This is a genomic window from Peribacillus saganii (genome assembly GCF_003429095.1).
Lineage (GTDB): Bacteria > Bacillota > Bacilli > Bacillales > DSM-1321 > Peribacillus > Peribacillus saganii.
Window position 1 is genome coordinate 1 of the sequence record NZ_QVTE01000028.1, and the last position, 15,460, is coordinate 15,460.

At 42.0% G+C, this 15,460-nt stretch carries 17 protein-coding genes and 1 pseudogene; 5 read left to right on the top strand and 13 right to left on the bottom strand.

Features of this window, described 5'->3' with window-relative positions; all coding sequences use genetic code 11:
* Positions 1–537 precede the first annotated feature (537 nt).
* The 4 genes from D0469_RS10170 to D0469_RS10185 all read right to left on the bottom strand — a co-directional run bounded on the left by D0469_RS10170 (position 538) and on the right by D0469_RS10185 (position 4,942).
* Entirely contained in the window at positions 538–2,535 is a 1,998-nt protein-coding gene (locus D0469_RS10170) for a TRAP transporter permease (protein WP_117326637.1), read from the bottom strand.
* Positions 2,522–3,058, bottom strand: a complete 537-nt coding sequence (locus D0469_RS10175; RefSeq protein WP_117326638.1) for a DUF1850 domain-containing protein — start codon at positions 3,056–3,058, stop codon at positions 2,522–2,524. Before D0469_RS10175 ends, D0469_RS10170 begins: the two co-directional genes overlap by 14 nt.
* Before the next feature lie 64 nt (positions 3,059–3,122).
* Entirely contained in the window at positions 3,123–4,121 is a 999-nt protein-coding gene (locus D0469_RS10180) for a TAXI family TRAP transporter solute-binding subunit (protein ID WP_117326639.1), read from the bottom strand.
* A 263-nt stretch (positions 4,122–4,384) separates the two neighbouring features.
* Positions 4,385–4,942, bottom strand: coding sequence for a phosphatidylglycerophosphatase A family protein (locus D0469_RS10185; RefSeq protein ID WP_117326650.1), 558 nt, complete (start codon positions 4,940–4,942; stop codon positions 4,385–4,387).
* Between the two features lie 103 nt (positions 4,943–5,045).
* Here D0469_RS10185 and D0469_RS10190 point away from each other — a divergent pair, with 103 nt between their 5' ends.
* The 3 genes from D0469_RS10190 (at position 5,046) to D0469_RS10200 (ending at position 6,825) form a co-directional block, all read left to right on the top strand.
* A complete protein-coding gene (locus D0469_RS10190; RefSeq protein ID WP_117326640.1) occupies positions 5,046–5,768 on the top strand; it encodes an alpha/beta hydrolase in 723 nt (240 codons plus the stop codon).
* Positions 5,769–5,878: 110 nt separating this feature from the next.
* Positions 5,879–6,394 carry a YjcG family protein gene (locus D0469_RS10195; RefSeq protein WP_117326641.1) on the top strand — a complete coding sequence of 172 codons (516 nt, stop codon included), beginning with the start codon at positions 5,879–5,881 and terminating at the stop codon, positions 6,392–6,394.
* Between the two features lie 5 nt (positions 6,395–6,399).
* Positions 6,400–6,825 (top strand): GNAT family N-acetyltransferase, encoded by a 426-nt coding sequence (locus D0469_RS10200; RefSeq protein ID WP_117326642.1) that lies wholly within the window; start codon positions 6,400–6,402, stop codon positions 6,823–6,825.
* A gap of 286 nt (positions 6,826–7,111) precedes the next feature.
* Here the strand turns inward: D0469_RS10200 and D0469_RS10205 are convergent, their stop codons facing one another.
* Positions 7,112–7,420 (bottom strand): hypothetical protein, encoded by a 309-nt coding sequence (locus tag D0469_RS10205; RefSeq protein WP_117326643.1) that lies wholly within the window; start codon positions 7,418–7,420, stop codon positions 7,112–7,114.
* Positions 7,421–7,582: 162 nt separating this feature from the next.
* Between D0469_RS10205 and D0469_RS10210 the strand changes: the two genes are divergently transcribed.
* Positions 7,583–9,871, top strand: a complete 2,289-nt coding sequence (locus D0469_RS10210) for a UvrD-helicase domain-containing protein (RefSeq protein WP_117326644.1) — start codon at positions 7,583–7,585, stop codon at positions 9,869–9,871.
* Between the two features lie 113 nt (positions 9,872–9,984).
* On the opposite strand, the gene D0469_RS10215 is transcribed toward D0469_RS10210, so the two are convergent.
* The 7 genes and pseudogenes from D0469_RS10215 to D0469_RS10245 form a co-directional block, all read right to left on the bottom strand.
* Positions 9,985–10,239, bottom strand: coding sequence for a stage VI sporulation protein F (locus D0469_RS10215; protein WP_117326645.1), 255 nt, complete (start codon positions 10,237–10,239; stop codon positions 9,985–9,987).
* 128 nt (positions 10,240–10,367) lie between these two features.
* Positions 10,368–10,439 (bottom strand): annotated as a pseudogene (locus tag D0469_RS22135) (YjcZ family sporulation protein); the annotation flags it as partial.
* A gap of 205 nt (positions 10,440–10,644) precedes the next feature.
* A complete protein-coding gene (gene spoVAE / locus D0469_RS10225) occupies positions 10,645–11,001 on the bottom strand; it encodes a stage V sporulation protein AE (protein WP_117326647.1) in 357 nt (118 codons plus the stop codon).
* A gap of 81 nt (positions 11,002–11,082) precedes the next feature.
* Positions 11,083–12,123: a stage V sporulation protein AD gene (gene spoVAD, locus D0469_RS10230; RefSeq protein WP_117326651.1), complete on the bottom strand. Its 1,041-nt coding sequence runs from the start codon at positions 12,121–12,123 to the stop codon at positions 11,083–11,085.
* A gap of 3 nt (positions 12,124–12,126) precedes the next feature.
* On the bottom strand, positions 12,127–12,606 hold the full coding sequence (spoVAC, locus tag D0469_RS10235) for a stage V sporulation protein AC (RefSeq protein ID WP_117326648.1): 480 nt from the start codon (positions 12,604–12,606) through the stop codon (positions 12,127–12,129).
* A gap of 17 nt (positions 12,607–12,623) precedes the next feature.
* Positions 12,624–13,127, bottom strand: coding sequence for a YhcN/YlaJ family sporulation lipoprotein (locus D0469_RS10240; RefSeq protein WP_233523019.1), 504 nt, complete (start codon positions 13,125–13,127; stop codon positions 12,624–12,626).
* A 318-nt stretch (positions 13,128–13,445) separates the two neighbouring features.
* Positions 13,446–13,802, bottom strand: coding sequence for a DUF1360 domain-containing protein (locus tag D0469_RS10245; RefSeq protein WP_267897302.1), 357 nt, complete (start codon positions 13,800–13,802; stop codon positions 13,446–13,448).
* A gap of 232 nt (positions 13,803–14,034) precedes the next feature.
* On the opposite strand from D0469_RS10245, the gene D0469_RS10250 reads away from it, so the two are divergent.
* Positions 14,035–14,559, top strand: a complete 525-nt coding sequence (locus tag D0469_RS10250; RefSeq protein ID WP_117326649.1) for a CotY/CotZ family spore coat protein — start codon at positions 14,035–14,037, stop codon at positions 14,557–14,559.
* Positions 14,560–14,594: 35 nt separating this feature from the next.
* Here D0469_RS10250 and D0469_RS10255 read toward each other — a convergent pair.
* On the bottom strand, positions 14,595–15,460 hold an 866-nt coding region (locus D0469_RS10255; protein WP_199478471.1), incomplete at its 5' end, for a CotO family spore coat protein.

A 15,460-nucleotide genomic window follows, 5' to 3' on the forward strand; every position in this document is an offset into this window, starting at 1 on the left:
GGGGGGGGGGGGGGGGGGGAATGAAAAGTCCCAAGCTTGTCCGGCGGGTCAAAGGAGGATATCCTTTTCCTTTCACAGCGCATTACTTATTAGCGGTAACATTCTTCATTTAACCAGCCTCTTTTCCGCAGCCTCTTTTTTACATCTAATTTCCAACAGGACTTTACAGCATATAAATATCTTTTTCCTCTACATCCCGTTGCTCTTGCATTCGTTCCTCCATACCATCACAAAATAAATGTCCAAGCACCTACTATTATTAAATGCTGTGCATCGTAAAGGTGAAACGTACAAGTGACTATTCAGCTTGTTTATTCAGTTTTTTTAAGAAAAGCGAAAAGCGCCATGAATAGTGGATGAACGGCTAAAAATCGCCACATCCTGTGCGTCGGGGCTTTATTTTCCTACTGAAAAAAAGTAGCTGAGCGCTGGAGCTAGACATCGTACATGTTATAAAAGTTATTCTTTCTTATTAGAAAAAACGCCTTCCCGCAGGAAGACGCTAAAGGATTCAAAAGTGTTTTAAACATTGATGGATCAGTTGGACAAAGTTTGCTCAGAAGCAGCAGGTTTATTTTTATCTTCTTTTTTAATGAATACCTGCAAGACAAACAAAATCCCAAAGAGCACTAATCCAGTAATATCCGAAATCCGTTCTGGATAAATCAGCAGCAAGCCGGCAATAACGGCAAATACCCGCTCTATTGCCATTACCTTTCGATACCAATAGCCAATCATGCCGGCGCCAATGGCAATCATCCCGCACATGGATGTAAAGACTACCCATGCAGTGCCGTACCAGGTTGTGTCAATCATAAGCATTTCCGGTGACAGTACGAACACATACGGAATGATAAAGGCAGCAATCGCCAGCTTCGAGGAAATAACCCCAGTACGTATCGGTTCTCCGCCTGAAACACCCGCAGCGGCAAAAGCAGCCAGGGCAACTGGAGGAGTAATGTCGGCGATGATACCGAAGTAAAATACGAATAAGTGGGCAGATAGATCAGGTACACCCAATAGAATAATGGCAGGCGCAGCAATTGTTGAGGTAATAACGTAGTTCGCAGTTGTTGGCGATCCCATACCAAGTATCAATGATGCAACCATCGTAAAGAACAATGTTAATATTAATACGCCTTTTGGTGAAGAAGTCATTCCTGCCGCCAGATCAATAAGCCCATTTGCCATTTTTAGGCCGAGACCGGTTTTTGTTACAACACCGACAATGATCCCTGCCGCTGCAGTGGCTGCAGCAACAGCTAAAGCTGTTCTGGCACCGTCTATCAAAGCATCAATAAATCCTCTGAAACCTATACGCGTTTCTTTGCGGATTGCACTGACTGCTACTGTAATCAAAATGGACCATAAGGCACCGCGCATAACGCTTATATCCGTCATAAGCAGCGCAATTATGGAAACAATAGGGATTAATAAGTATAGTTTTTTCAGTACCTCGGCCCGATTTGGCAGTTCATCATCCTTCAAACCGCGAAGGCCAAGCCGCTTTGCTTCAAAATGAGTCATAATCCAAATTCCTGCAAAATAAAGGACCGCAGGGATAGCGGCCGCTTTTGCAATATCCCAGTAGGTAATTCCCCCTCCGATGAATTCAACCATCAAAAAGGCTGCAGCACCCATAATCGGAGGCATTAACTGTCCCCCGGTAGAAGCAGACGCTTCAACAGCTCCGGCAAATTCTTTTTTATACCCTAGCCGCTTCATCATCGGAATAGTAAAGGCACCTGAGGTTACTACGTTAGCAACAGAACTTCCGCTAATCGTTCCTTGAAGAGCACTTGAGAAAATGGCGACCTTTGCGGGACCCCCGATTCTCTTCCCGGCGATTAGAACGGCAAGATCATTGAAATATTCCCCAACACCGGTTTTAATGAGAAATGCTCCAAATAAAAGAAACACAAAGATAAAGGTTGAAGATACACCAAGCGGAGTACCCAGGATACCTTCAGTTGTAAAGAACATCGTCTGCACGAGCCGTTCAACGGTTAATCCTCTGTGTGCCAAAAATCCAGGCATATACGGCCCATAGAGAGCATAGACCATAAATATGGCTGCGATAATGGTGATTGGCAAACCAACTGTCCGTCTCGTAGCTTCCAGCACCAGTAGGATCGCGATGATTCCAACAGCGAAGTCCAGGGTTGTCAGCCTCCCGACACGCATCACCAGATCTTCCATCATGAGCGGCCAGTAGGCACCCACCCCGACAGATAAGACTGCCAGTATCGCATCATACCAAGCGACTCCGCCCTTTTTTCTCAGCTTCTTGCTTGCAGGAAAAAGAAGGAAAATTAAAGAAAGGCCAAACCCAAGATGTACTGAACGTTGCAATTGAGCCATTAATGGCTTAAAGGCCGCGGTATAAATCTGAAAAATAGAAAAGGCAAGCAATCCGAAAAACGCAATCTTTGCGGTCAGTCCTGTCAACTTTCGTGTGCCTGCCTCCGGATCGTACTTTTCAATCAGCTCCTGCTGTTCTTCCTGTGATAGTGCCTGAAATTTATTTTCTTCCAATGATGTTCACTCCCTTCAGTTGCTGCCACATATTAAGTTGTTTCCATGTGATTCTTACCCATGTCCCCGGTTCAATGCTGTCCTTCAATGGATAAGGTGTATTTTGGTATAACACCGTATGGTTTGCTCTTACTTTCCCAATCCGAAGATCAATATATGGAAAGACCCGATTCATGTTTCCTATATAGTATTTGCCGTCTTTCTTTGTGAACGTTTCTCCCTTACCTGCGTTCTCAGGCATCCCAATGCCGAAATCCTCGTACATCAACCCAATCTGCTTAATTTTCCCGTTATCTTGCAGCTTGTACATTTCAACAACCTTGGAAAGATGAATGGAATGTGTATACTCCATGCTGAAGCTCTCATCTTTTTCAATCGGAAGAAAAGCCAATACTTTATCCGTTTTTTCGAACTGGAAAACCAGCGCAGACTGATAGGGGACAAATAGCACCGCTAAGACGGAGAGTTTAATCAAAATGAATATGTAAACCTGCTTCAATCTTCCTCGTGTTTTACTATTCATAAATACACCATTAATTAAAAGATAGACCGATTCCTTGATCGGTCTATCACTCTTTTTTTGTTAACTATTTAACGCCTTTTTCATCAAAATATTTTTTAGCACCTGGATGAACGTCTATACTTACTCCGTTTAATGCGTTTTCTACTTTGATCAATTTACCTTTTGCATGTGTTACTTTGTCCATGTTTTCATATAGAGCTTTGGTGATGTCATATACAAGCTGTTCATCCAGATCATCTCTTGCAACAAGCATTGCCTGAACAGATACTGTTTTAACTGCTTCTTTGATTTTGTAAGTATTCGCAGGAACTTCATCCTCTGCATAATACGGATATTTTTCGATCAATGCTTTGATTTTGTCGTCAGCAATTGGAAGGAGCACAACATCTGAAGTCGCAGCCAAACTTTCAACCGCTCCTGTTGGAACACCCGAAGTGATAATGGCTGCGTCAATTGTTCCATCCTGAATTCCGCCTGAGGATTCATCCAATGATAAGTTTTGAGGCTTGATATCCTTCATTGTCATGCCATGAATCTCAAGGATTTGCTCAGCATTGGCATAAATTCCTGATCCGGGAGCACCGACGGAAACTACTTTCCCTTTTAGATCTTCCACCTTTGTGATGCCCGATTTGGCTAACGTTACAACTTGTACCGTTTCAGGATAAAGGGATGCAATTGCGTTTACATTATCAATCGCCTTGCCTTCAAACATTAGCTTCCCTTCCGTTGCGTATGAAGCGATGTCCGTTTGGGTGAATGCAATATCAGCATCTCCTGCCTTGAGCGCTTCCATGTTTTCGGCAGATGCACCTGAAGACTGTGCTGTCGTTTCGGCGTTTGTATTATCTGTAATGATATCAGCGAAAGCTCCGCCAAGTGGATAGTATGTACCGCCTGTTCCGCCTGTTACAAGATTTAGGAACTGTTTCTTTCCATCGGTTTCTTCTTTCTCTCCACCCTCACCTGAAGTCTTTTCCGCCTCGCCGCCACCGCATGCAGCGAGGATCATTGACAGCACCAGCAAAAGAATCGCTGGAAAAATAAAACTCTTTCGTTTCATTTAAATTCCCCCTTTTAGAAGCATATAAATATACTATTCTATCTTACCATATTAACCCAAATAATTGTTAAACAATTCTAACTTTACTGTAAATTAATAAAATTTTAAATGTTTCAATACTTTTTTCATTTTTACTAAAATAGAAAATTCAAGCGGACTATACAATGAGCAGTTCTAGCACGTGCTATGTAAAAAAAGATCCTTTTTAAACTACCGAAAAAATCCGGCAGCCTCTTCGGCGCCGGATTTCATCTAAAGTACTCTTAACCAATCATTTCTTCATTCTCGCGAAGTTGTTTCTCTTTTTCAGAAAGAGCTTCCTCTTCATCTCGCAATCTATGGGCGAGCCTTGAAGCTGCGCTGGCAGCGATGCTTGCGACCAAATCATCAAGGAAGGTATGGACCTTATCCCCTTTTTTTGTATCCAGGTCCCTGATAATTCCGATTTTATTCTTGTCCAAATGACCGAATGTTGTAACGCCAATGCTTCCATAGCCTAGAACTGCTCCGAAGGCGATGGTTTCATCAACCCCAAATAACCCTTCGTCGGATTCAACAATGCTCTGGAGCGGCTCAGATAATTTCTTTTGTTCTGCCAGCATGTCCAATTCTACGCCAACCAAGATCGCATGCTGGATTTCCCTTTTTACCAGCACCTTTTCAACGCTGACCAGACATTCTTCAAGAGTTAAGTTATTATGATAAGGAAATTGCATTTCATATACGATTTCAGCAATCGCTTCCAGAGATACACCGCGCGTTTTCAGTGCTTTTAATGCGGCTGCTGTCACTTCTTTGCTGTGTACACGCCTATTTGCCATCCCGTCCAGCTCCTTTGAAAACTGCTTTTTCAAATGATTATACCACTTATGCTAAAATATATGTGGTAAGCCCTTACAACTTTTAATTTAGGGGGAATTAAGAATGAATGTCGCCAAGGGGACAATTAAGGAGTACTCTTTGTTCAGCGAGGAGCTTGGGGAAGAAATGGAATTGCTAATTTACCTTCCTGCTTCTTTTTCAACATTATATAAATATTCAATTTTGATTACCCAGGATGGCAGGGATTATTTCCAGCTAGGCAGAATCGGCAGAACCGCTGATAGTCTTCTTCATGAGGGTGAAATCGAAAATATCATTATCGTTGGCATCCCTTATCGGAATGTCAATGACAGAAGAAGCAAATACCATCCCGAGGGAGAAAAACATCAGGCGTATATGCGTTTCCTCGCACATGAACTTGTCCCATTTCTGGATCGGGAATTTCCCGGCTATCACATGGGAAGGGGCCGTGCATTAATCGGGGATTCGCTAGGGGCCACAATTTCCCTGCTCACTGCCCTGCGTTACCCGCATACATTTGGGAAGGTTGCTCTTCAGTCACCATATGTTGATGATAAGGTCATGGAAGAAGTAAGAAAATTCCAGGATACACAGCTGCTTGAACTGTATCATGTAATTGGCAAAAACGAAACTGAAGTACCAACCACTGATGGGAGAAAGAAGAATTTTATTGAGCCTAACCGGGAATTGCAGGCTTTATTCCAGTCAAAAGGATTTTCATGCTTTTATGATGAATTCGACGGGGAACATAGCTGGAAATATTGGCAGCCTGATTTAAAAAGAGCTTTAATGAAAATGTTTTAAAAAGGGCCTAATGGCTTAGGCTTTTATCATTACCCAATTTTCCGAAAATTTTGGTATAATAGTTTAACGAATGTATTATTTTATTACTTTTCAGTACAGGAGGTTTACTTATGAAATATGGTGTTGCTATTTTTCCATCGAAAAAGCTTCAAGATCTTGCGAATTCCTATCGTAAACGGTATGATCCGCATTACGCCTTGATTCCTCCGCACGTAACATTAAAAGGCCCTTTTGAAGCAACCGATAACCGTATAAAGGAAATAGCCTCAAAGCTGGAAGAAATCACGAGCAAAGTGAAGCCTTTTTCTTTAAATGTTTTAAAAGTGAGCTCCTTTCAGCCAGTTAATAATACAATTTACTTTAAAATCGAAATGACAAATGAATTAGAAACACTTCATAACAGCCTTCATGGAGAAGATTTTTTCAACGAAAAGTCAGAGTTTTCATTCGTTCCGCATATTACGATTGGACAGCAGCTATCTAACGATGAGCATTCTGATGTCTATGGCCAACTGAGAATGCTTGACTTGAGACATGAAGAGCAAGTTGATCGCGTTCATTTGCTTTATCAGCTTGAAAATGGTTCATGGACTGTTTATGAGACGTTTAGGTTAGGAGAGGAATAAGGAAAGTGAAGGTTAAAACTGTAGCCAGTCAAAAAGAGCTTGAGGATGCATATTTTGTTCGAAAAACCGTTTTTATTCATGAACAAAATGTTCCTGAAGAAGAAGAAATCGATCAATATGAAAATGAAGCCGCACATTTCGTGCTTTATAACAGCGAGGATTATCCAATCGGCGCCGGCCGGTTCCGTACATTGGACGGAAATGGCAAAGTTGAAAGAATTTGCGTTCTGTCAAATTCCAGGGTAAAAGGCGCCGGAAAGGCCATTATGGATCATATCGAAGAATATGCAAAGGAAAAAGGCATTAAGAAACTTAAGCTGAATGCACAAACTCATGCTATTCCGTTTTATGAAAAGCTTGGCTATGACACTGTATCTGAAGAATTCCTGGATGCAGGGATTCCTCATAAATCTATGGAAAAAAAGATATAAAATAGTGAACAGGAGGACCAACCGGAAATCAAGGTCCTCCTTTTTTTAATGGTGTGAAAACATTTTAAAACCCGTACCACTAATGATAGCAGTACGGGTCAATAGGGTTCCAACTTACAGTGTCCAAAATGAGGTTGAGCTTAATAAACTCTTTTTCACGCCTAATCCCAGCTATATTTGCTTATCGCTGCTGTTCTTGTTCCGCTTAATTGTCGGCTGGTTTCGCCCGAAAACCTTTTTTTCGCAAATTTAGCTTACTGGCATATAGCGTATGTGGCTCACTTGGTTAAACGACGGTATTAAAATTCCCGCCTTTTCCGGTCATTTCGGCTGTGGTCCGGTAAATGATTTCTTGTGCTACTGTCTTTTTGCTGCTATCGAACATAAAAGAATAATCCCTGACAGCTTCTTTTTTCTTCTCGATTTTTGGTTCAGCTTCAGTTTCGTCAATCTGCTCTTTAATATAGTGGTTGAAATTCACCGGCTGAATATTATGAATACCCGGCACCGGCCTATTGGTCCTTTGGTCTGCTTCCACTGATCGATTCGTGTATTGAATGTAATCATAATGTGTAAAAGGTATTATGTAACCCATGATATCCACCTCTCATTTTTTATGTACTTTGGACATACTGTTAACTTTTCTCTACCCCATTTGCCACCCAGGTAAACACTACAAACGTAGTCTTTTTGTTTATGTTATGTTTTGATATGATAAATGTTGACGAATTTTTTAGTACATTGAGGTTTTGATCTTATGAAAAAAGCTATTTATCAAAATAATACGGTTGACCTGGTTTTTTTATGTCCGGAGCGTCTTCAATTCCTTTATGAAAATGGAAAAAAAGGCGAGCTTTCTTGTCTGCATTGTAAAAAGCCGGTAAAACTTTATCTGGGTATCCAAGAGGAACCACATTTTTACCATATTAATAAAACGGAAAGTAATTGTAAGAGTTTTGTTGAAGAAAGCACTATGTCTCCTGTGGATGAATCACATGAAGATATTTTCGCAGAACAAAACGGGTTTCGAATGCCTAGATCACGTTCAATTACCAAGGAGCCAAAAACAGAACCAGTCTCATTTACAAAAAGCAAGCAAGTTGCCGGAAACCCGCCTCACACTGAAAAAATCTCTATTACTCCCGGCCCCACAGCAAATTACTTGTCCGAGTTAAACACCAGCGGCATCACCCTTGATGGGCAGCAGCTTCTAGCTGCCTCGGCAATTGAAGGTCCTGTATTGCTGCTTTCGGGTGCAGGAAGCGGAAAAACACGGGTGCTAACGGTTCGAACCGCCTATATGATTACTGAACTTGGAATCGATCCACGCAGCATTATGCTTGTTACTTTTACGGCTAAGGCAGCTAAAGAAATGAAGGAAAGGCTACTAAGCTATCCCAAGGTTGAAGCTTCTGCTGTTCATAAGCTCGTGACAGGAACCTTTCACAGCATCTTTTATAAAATTCTTATCCACCATGAACCTGAAAAATGGCGGAGGGATTTACTTCTGAGCCGCGATTGGGAACGTCAGGCTATTCTTCAAAAAGCTGGTCGTGAGCTGGAACTTGATGAAAAAGAATTTGCGTATGATCAAGCGTTGCAGCAAATAGGATTATGGAAAAATACATTGCTGTTCCCCAATGATGTCCGGCCTGAAACGGAATGGGAAGAAACTTGCAAGATCCTGTACGAACGCTATGAACTGCATAAAGAGCACACTGGAACGTATGATTTTGATGATATGCTGGTTGGCTGCCATAGGCTGCTAAGGAATAACCCGCTGCTGCTCAAAAGATATCAAGACCGCTTTTCCTATTTTTTGATTGATGAGTTTCAAGATATCAATAAAGTACAGTATGAGCTTATCCTTAGCCTTTCAGCCAGAAACCGGAATGTATGCGTAGTCGGTGACGATGACCAGTCTATCTATTCATTTCGCGGGAGTGATCCATCCTTTATTCAGAATTTTTCCAGACACTTTCCAGGAGCGAAAGTGATCAAGCTTACTGAAAATTACCGCTCTTCCCATGAGATCGTCGCAACAGCGAACCGTATTATTAAACGAAATCAAAACCGAATGAGTAAAGCCATGCACGCTCAACATAATTTTGGTCCCCCGCCCACACTGTTTTATCCGTATGATGAGGAACAGGAAGCGACGATGATTGTTACGGATATACAAGAAAAAATTGCTGATGGTGCGCGTCCCGGAGACTTTGCAGTGCTATACAGAACCCACTCCATGTCGCGGGCAATGTTTGAGAGGCTGGCTGTTTCAAATTTGCCGTTTAAGATTGAAAGTGATGCCGAATCATTTTACAATCGTCGAATTGTAAGGGGGCTGCTGGCCTTTTTGAGGCTTAGCCTGGATCCGAATGATGCGAAAGCTGTATCAGAGATAATATCTTCTTTATTCCTGAAACAGAGCGTGCTGCAGGAGATAAAAGCAGAGAGTATCCTACAGGATTGTGATTTGACAGAGGCATTCGCTTTTATAAAAACAGCACATGCCTTTCAGCAGAAAAAGCTAAAGGCTTTGCCGAAGCAAATCCAATCACTCCGCAGCCTTTCTCCTATAGTGGCATTGGAGATCATTGAAAAGGATTTAGGTTATCAGGACTTTGTAAAGAAACGGGGAAATGAAGGTAATATCGAAAAGGGATCAGATGATGTACGTGATCTGAAGGTGGCAGCAAAACGTTTTGATTCGATTAATGCATTTCTGGAACACACCGACCATATGACAGCTATGAATTCCGAGGTTAAAAAGCTTTCAAAACATTTTAACGACGCCATCCAGTTAACAACGATTCATAGAGCTAAAGGCCTTGAATATAAAAACGTTTATGTCCTGGGCGTTGTTGACGGAGGAATGCCCCATGATTATTCGCTCGAATCACTTCGAAAGGGCGACAGTTCTGCTCTTGAAGAGGAACGCAGGCTTTTATATGTAGCAATGACACGTGCGGAGACTGAACTTTATCTTTCGGTTCCTCACACAAGGAGAGGCAAAAATGCTCATCAGTCCAGATTATTAAAGTTATAATGTTAAATGACTGGTGCTACAACGGCACGATTATTGCAAACTTCTGGAAAACTTCAAGCGGGAAATATTCAAGATTTGAAGGAGTCGGCCATAAAGCCAGACTCCTTCTTTCATTATTTCTTGTTCAGCATTTGGGCAAGTGTGCCGAAATCAAGCTGTTTGCCATCTTTTATAATGGACTTGACGATTTTATCTTCCGTTTCTTTATTTACCGGCTTATTAGCGATTTTTGAAACTCGCTGTATCACACTTCTCACTGTTTTTTCATCTTTAAAATTGGCACCCTGCAGAGAATTAGCCAGGTCAAAAACATCCTTCATATTGACACCGGTCTTCTTTTCCATATTCTTAAAAAAGTTATTATCCATCCACGAGCCCTCCTTCTCTGTATTGCCATTTTATGCAGAAAAGGAAGATATGTGATAAGGAAAACGCCGATTTTATTATTATGTATAAATAACGGAATGGGCCTGGCAGCCTATTCCGTTACATTTAATTAGTAGCTGAAGGAAGCTCCAACGATAATTAAAAGAATAAACAGTACTACGATTAGAACAAAAGAGCTGCCGTAACCGCCGCCACCATAACCTCCGTAGCCATAACCGCAGCATCCGTATCCGCCATATCCAAACATTCAATGTCACCTCGCTTTCGCTTAGTACACTGTTAACATATGTGATGGCGGACGTCTGTGTATGGGCGGTGTCCTAGATAGTTTCGCCCAATTTCCAGGCAAGCGTATATCAGTACCAGTTTGGGCGATTTACTCATCTTTAACCTTTCGGCCTGAATACAAGGGCACCAATAAAACCAAAAACAATTGCTGCTGAAATACCGGAGCTTGTTACTTCAAACATTCCTGTCAATACACCCACGAGTCCGTGCTTTTCAGCCTCCTGCATTGCTCCGTGAACAAGCGAATTGCCAAACGACGTGATTGGTACTGTTGCCCCAGCTCCGGCGAAATCCATTAACGGTTCATAGAGGCCCAATCCATCCAATATCGCCCCGATAACGACCATCAAACTTAAGGTATGTGCCGGGGTAAGCTTTGCTATATCAAATAAAAGCTGTCCAATTACACAGATAACGCCTCCCACGACGAAGGCCCAGAAAAACATTGGGAGCATTCCGCTTTCCTCCTTTATTCTGATTAGTTCTTGACAATTAAGACTTTTACCGACATCTCCTTGCCCGGTCACTGTTAAAATTTAACTAAGTTCTTGTTCCTGGTTTGTTCCGAATTCGATTGCCACTGCGTGGGCGATTGTCGGTATGGAATCTTTTTGCTGGAACGAGAGCGGTGACAGCAAGGCACCAGTTGCGATAGCTAGTATCCGCTTGTATTTTCCTTGTTTCATTTGGTTGAATATATGGCCATACAGTACAGTTGCTGAGCAGCCAGCACCGCTTCCCCCGGCTTGAACTTCCTGATCCTCGTTATATATCATAAGTCCGCAATCACGGAACTTATCTTTATGGAGCGTTAGCCCTTCTTTTTTTAGAAGATCATGGGCTGTCTCTCTGCCAATAGTTGCGAGATCTCCTGTGATAACTAAATCGTAATGATCAGCAGGCAAAGATAAGTCCTGGAAATGGGCAAGGATCGTATCCGCAGCTGCCGGAGCCATTGCTCCACCCATATTGAAGGGATCCTTAAGCCCTTTGTCGATTACCCTGCCGATAGTGGCATGTGTTACCCGCAGCTGGGGCTCGGGGTGGTTTTCACCTGACGCCAGCAATGCCATGCCAGCTCCAGTAATTGTCCATTGTGCTGTAGGTGGCTTTTGGCCGCCGTATTCTGTCGGGTAGCGGAATTGCTTTTCTACGGCTGCATTGTGGCTGGAAGCTCCTGTCAGGACGTATTTTGCTGCACCTGAATTAATAATTAGCGATGACAGCGCTAGCCCTTCCATTGAGGTTGAGCATGCCCCGAATAAGCCGAAATATGGAATTCCAGATGTTCGTGCAGCAAAGGAGGTAGGAGTGATTTGATTAATCAAATCTCCTGCAAGGAAAAATTGCACATCCTGCTCCGTGATCCCTCCTTTTTCCAATGCCTTCTCCACTGCCTTTTCCACTAGAAGACGATGCGCCTTTTCATACGTATCCTCCTGCATCCAAAGATCGTCATAAAGCACATCGAAATCTGCTGCCAGCTTTCCATTCTTTTCAAACGGACCACCCGTAACTCCTGTGGAGACAATGATTGGTTTATTATGAAAATGCCATGTTTGTTTCCCTTTAAGCATCATTTACCCTCCGATTACCATTAGGACAATTGTTTTTATCAGTGCCACAACGAATGCAGAAAATACTCCAAAAACAATTACAGACCCTGCAAGTTTAAAGATATTCCCTCCAACACCTAGTACATATCCTTCGGTTCGATGTTCAATCGCCGCTGAAATAACTGCGTTTCCAAATCCAGTTACCGGGACTGCGCTTCCTGCGCCGCCCATCTGTCCAAGGCGATCATAGACACCAAAGCCAGTTAACAGAAGTGCAAAGAAGATTAAAGTTGCCGTCGTTGGATTCCCGGCCGTCTGCTCGGTAAAATTAAAAAAGTATATATAAAAATACATGATGGCCTGTCCAATCAGGCAAATTGTTCCGCCGACTAAGAAGGCTCTCATACAGTTCTGCCATACTGGCCTTTTCAATTCGTACTTTTTTTGAAGCTTATTATAATCCTGCTGATTTATCTTTAAATTTTCCTTATTTTTATTAGCCATTTCAGAACCCTCCTTCTCTATGTTTGTTCTTTTTGTAATTTGATGATGCTTTTAAATTGATCGGTCGCTTTTTTTCTGGAATACTTCGGATCTTTCAGTTTTTCGTTCAGATCTACCGCCTCGATGAAAATTTTATAATCACTGGAGACTATAAATTTTTCTTTCGGATATTGTTTCTCAAGCTTTTTTGTGAGGTTTTTCTCGATTTTTTTCATCCTGAAGCGTTGGAGATGCCGGACTTTATAAGCCACAAGGACCTCTTTCTTGCCCATGATAATAGCAACATCGTAAATTTCAGGCTGCTTTAAAACCTCTTTTTGCAGTTTTTCGGCAAATTTAAATTCCTCTTCCTTTTCATCCAGGACTGCGGGGTGGGGATTAGTTGTTCTTAATAAAGACAATCGTGTTTCGGTACTTTTGCTTTTACTTTGTTCAGAACATCCGCCTAATGCAAACAATAACGCGATGCAAATAGAGAATTTGGCCATTCTGACCTGATTCCGCAAACTTATGCCCTCCATATTTCACACACTCCTACATATATTCACTTTCCATATTGTTTTCTTTTGATAGGAATATATGCTTCAATTTTTTGGAAATAAAAAAGGAAATAGGAACAGTCCCTATTTCCCCTGGAACATTTATTTACGTTTTTTCTTTTTTCCGCATCCGCAGCCTTTTTTCTTGCCGGTAGATTGTTGCTGCGGCTGAGACGTTGCTGTTGACTTTATTTTTTTTATCATGAAGCTCGCCTCCAATCGTAATTCCTCTACCGTTTAGTTTATGTGCACGTACAAATATTGTTTAAACTTTCACCCAAAAATCCCTGCACATTTTCTCTAGTCCTGAACCATATGCTGAACAACTGTTTCTAATAGGGCAGCCAGCCCTGCTACAGCCAATACAACTAAAACCGGTCCGGAGATGCCAGGAAAATACAGGTACAATCCATAGAAGATCATGGATACCCATACTCCCGTACACCAATAACAGCTTAGCAGCTGTCCAATGAATCCTGTTATGCCGCTTTTTTTGGGTACGATATAGATTTCTGTTTGGCCCTGCTCATTTATTTCTTGTTCGTCTTCAAAAAAAGGAGCCCTTATAAATTCGGTTATAGTGTCAAATACAATTAGTCTAGTCATCCGAAAACTGGCGAGCGCAAGTAAAAAGAAATCAAATACATTTTCGAACACAATAAAACCTCCTTATAATGGCAGTAAATAAATTAACTAAATAGCCGTCCTGTTTAACAATGCCGATTTACTTTGCTAAATGAACTAGTTTCAATTTTCCAAATAACATAACCGGGATATTTGTTATTTGGTTTTTGATTAAAAATAGGCTATTTACCGATACCATTTATCACTGTTCAACATACTCTGTAAGTGACATAAGTCAATAATAATTTTTCAGGAGGAATTTGAAATGGGTTGCGGACATGATAAAGATACTAAAAACTGCGTATGTGACACACTAGCTGCAGTAGCAGCTGCACAAGATATGGTAGATAATAATAACGGCTGCGATGCGAGCTGCGAGATCGCTATCGGTGAGCTAAAAGGAGAGGTTCTTGGAGCCACAACACTTTTTGACACTATCCCTCTGCTGCTTACATGCGGCTGCGAGCCTTTCAGCGCAACTGGTGCACTTAGAAACGTGATGGACAATCAAAACCAGCCACTTTATGACGTTTTCCAAAGCTTCTTATTCCGTGTGAATGAAGTAGATACAGATACTTGCTGTGCTACACTTGAGCTTCTTAGCATTGAAAACGGAAATGGCGGTGGAGGCAACCAACAAAACAACGCTAAGTTCTTAGAGTTTGAGGACTTCTTTAAAAATCTGCAAAGAGCCACTACAATTGTTCGTACAAGAATTTGCATCACAGTTGACTTGAATTGCTTCTGTGCAGTTACATGCCTGCCTCCAGTCGCCACAGCAAATCTATAAATGAAAGAAAGGCTACTGCTCTAGTAGCCTTTTTTTTATAGATTAATTATCGCAACTTTTTCGATTTGCCTAACATCACATTTAAGCGGCCGTTTACCATATCCCTGTTTAATAAAGACCATTTCACCTGTCTTCTTTTCCAGCTGTCCTCGGATAATTCTTCCATTAATTCTAAACTCGCAGTAAGGCTTTGGTACAATAGGCGGAAATTTTGCAAGATAGTCAATCATCTCTGTCTTTGTCATGTCACTCATTTTCTTCTGCTTTTTCTTTTGTACTTTTTGATCTGTTAATGCGTCAGCATTTGAAGTGCCCAAGACCATGCTTTGTGCTAATCCATGCTGGTTGGATGGCACTCCTGAAGTCAGCTGGTCGAGGAAGCCTTTTTGCAACCCAGCATTATTTTTCTTCGCAATTCCTTCGGGTACTTCCTTAAGTTTCTCTACATTAATAACGGTTACTTCAATAGGATCTTCCTTTGCCTTTGCCGTTATGGCTCGTTCATTTTCTTCTTCTGCTCTCGCTCGCGCTTCTTCCGCTTTTAGCCGTGCTTCTTCCTCTGCTTTTGCTCGCGCTTCTGCTTCTTCCCTCGCCCGTGCTTCTTCCTCTGCTCTTGCCCGCGCTTCTTCCTCTTTTCGCCGTGCTTCTTCCTCTGCTCTTGCTCTGGCTTCTTCCGCTTTTAGTCGCGCTTCTTCCTCTGCTTTTGCTCGCGCTTCTGCTTTTAGTCGCGCTTCTTCCTCTGCTTTTGCTCGCGCTTCTGCCTTTAGTCTTGCTTCTTCCTCTGCCCTGGCGTGTGCTTCTGCTTTTAATCGCGCTTCTTCTTCTGCCTTGGCACGTGCCTCTGCTTTTAATCGTGCTTCTTCCTCTGCTCTTGCCCGTGCTTCTGCTTCCGCTTTTAGTC

What these genes read in the sequence shown, in the direction of transcription:
- spoVAC (WP_117326648.1), bottom strand. Translation starts at nt 12,606, where the DNA reads ATGGCTAATAAAAATAAGGAAAATTTAAAGATAAATCAGCAGGATTAT.
- D0469_RS10215 (WP_117326645.1), bottom strand. Translation starts at nt 10,239, where the DNA reads ATGGATAATAACTTTTTTAAGAATATGGAAAAGAAGACCGGTGTCAAT.
- D0469_RS10195 (WP_117326641.1), top strand. Translation starts at nt 5,879, where the DNA reads ATGAAATATGGTGTTGCTATTTTTCCATCGAAAAAGCTTCAAGATCTT.
- D0469_RS10250 (WP_117326649.1), top strand. Translation starts at nt 14,035, where the DNA reads ATGGGTTGCGGACATGATAAAGATACTAAAAACTGCGTATGTGACACA.
- spoVAE (WP_117326647.1), bottom strand. Translation starts at nt 11,001, where the DNA reads ATGCTCCCAATGTTTTTCTGGGCCTTCGTCGTGGGAGGCGTTATCTGT.
- D0469_RS10185 (WP_117326650.1), bottom strand. Translation starts at nt 4,942, where the DNA reads ATGGCAAATAGGCGTGTACACAGCAAAGAAGTGACAGCAGCCGCATTA.
- D0469_RS10205 (WP_117326643.1), bottom strand. Translation starts at nt 7,420, where the DNA reads ATGGGTTACATAATACCTTTTACACATTATGATTACATTCAATACACG.
- spoVAD (WP_117326651.1), bottom strand. Translation starts at nt 12,123, where the DNA reads ATGCTTAAAGGGAAACAAACATGGCATTTTCATAATAAACCAATCATT.
- D0469_RS10240 (WP_233523019.1), bottom strand. Translation starts at nt 13,127, where the DNA reads ATGGAGGGCATAAGTTTGCGGAATCAGGTCAGAATGGCCAAATTCTCT.
- D0469_RS10190 (WP_117326640.1), top strand. Translation starts at nt 5,046, where the DNA reads ATGAATGTCGCCAAGGGGACAATTAAGGAGTACTCTTTGTTCAGCGAG.
- D0469_RS10180 (WP_117326639.1), bottom strand. Translation starts at nt 4,121, where the DNA reads ATGAAACGAAAGAGTTTTATTTTTCCAGCGATTCTTTTGCTGGTGCTG.
- D0469_RS10175 (WP_117326638.1), bottom strand. Translation starts at nt 3,058, where the DNA reads ATGAATAGTAAAACACGAGGAAGATTGAAGCAGGTTTACATATTCATT.
- D0469_RS10210 (WP_117326644.1), top strand. Translation starts at nt 7,583, where the DNA reads ATGAAAAAAGCTATTTATCAAAATAATACGGTTGACCTGGTTTTTTTA.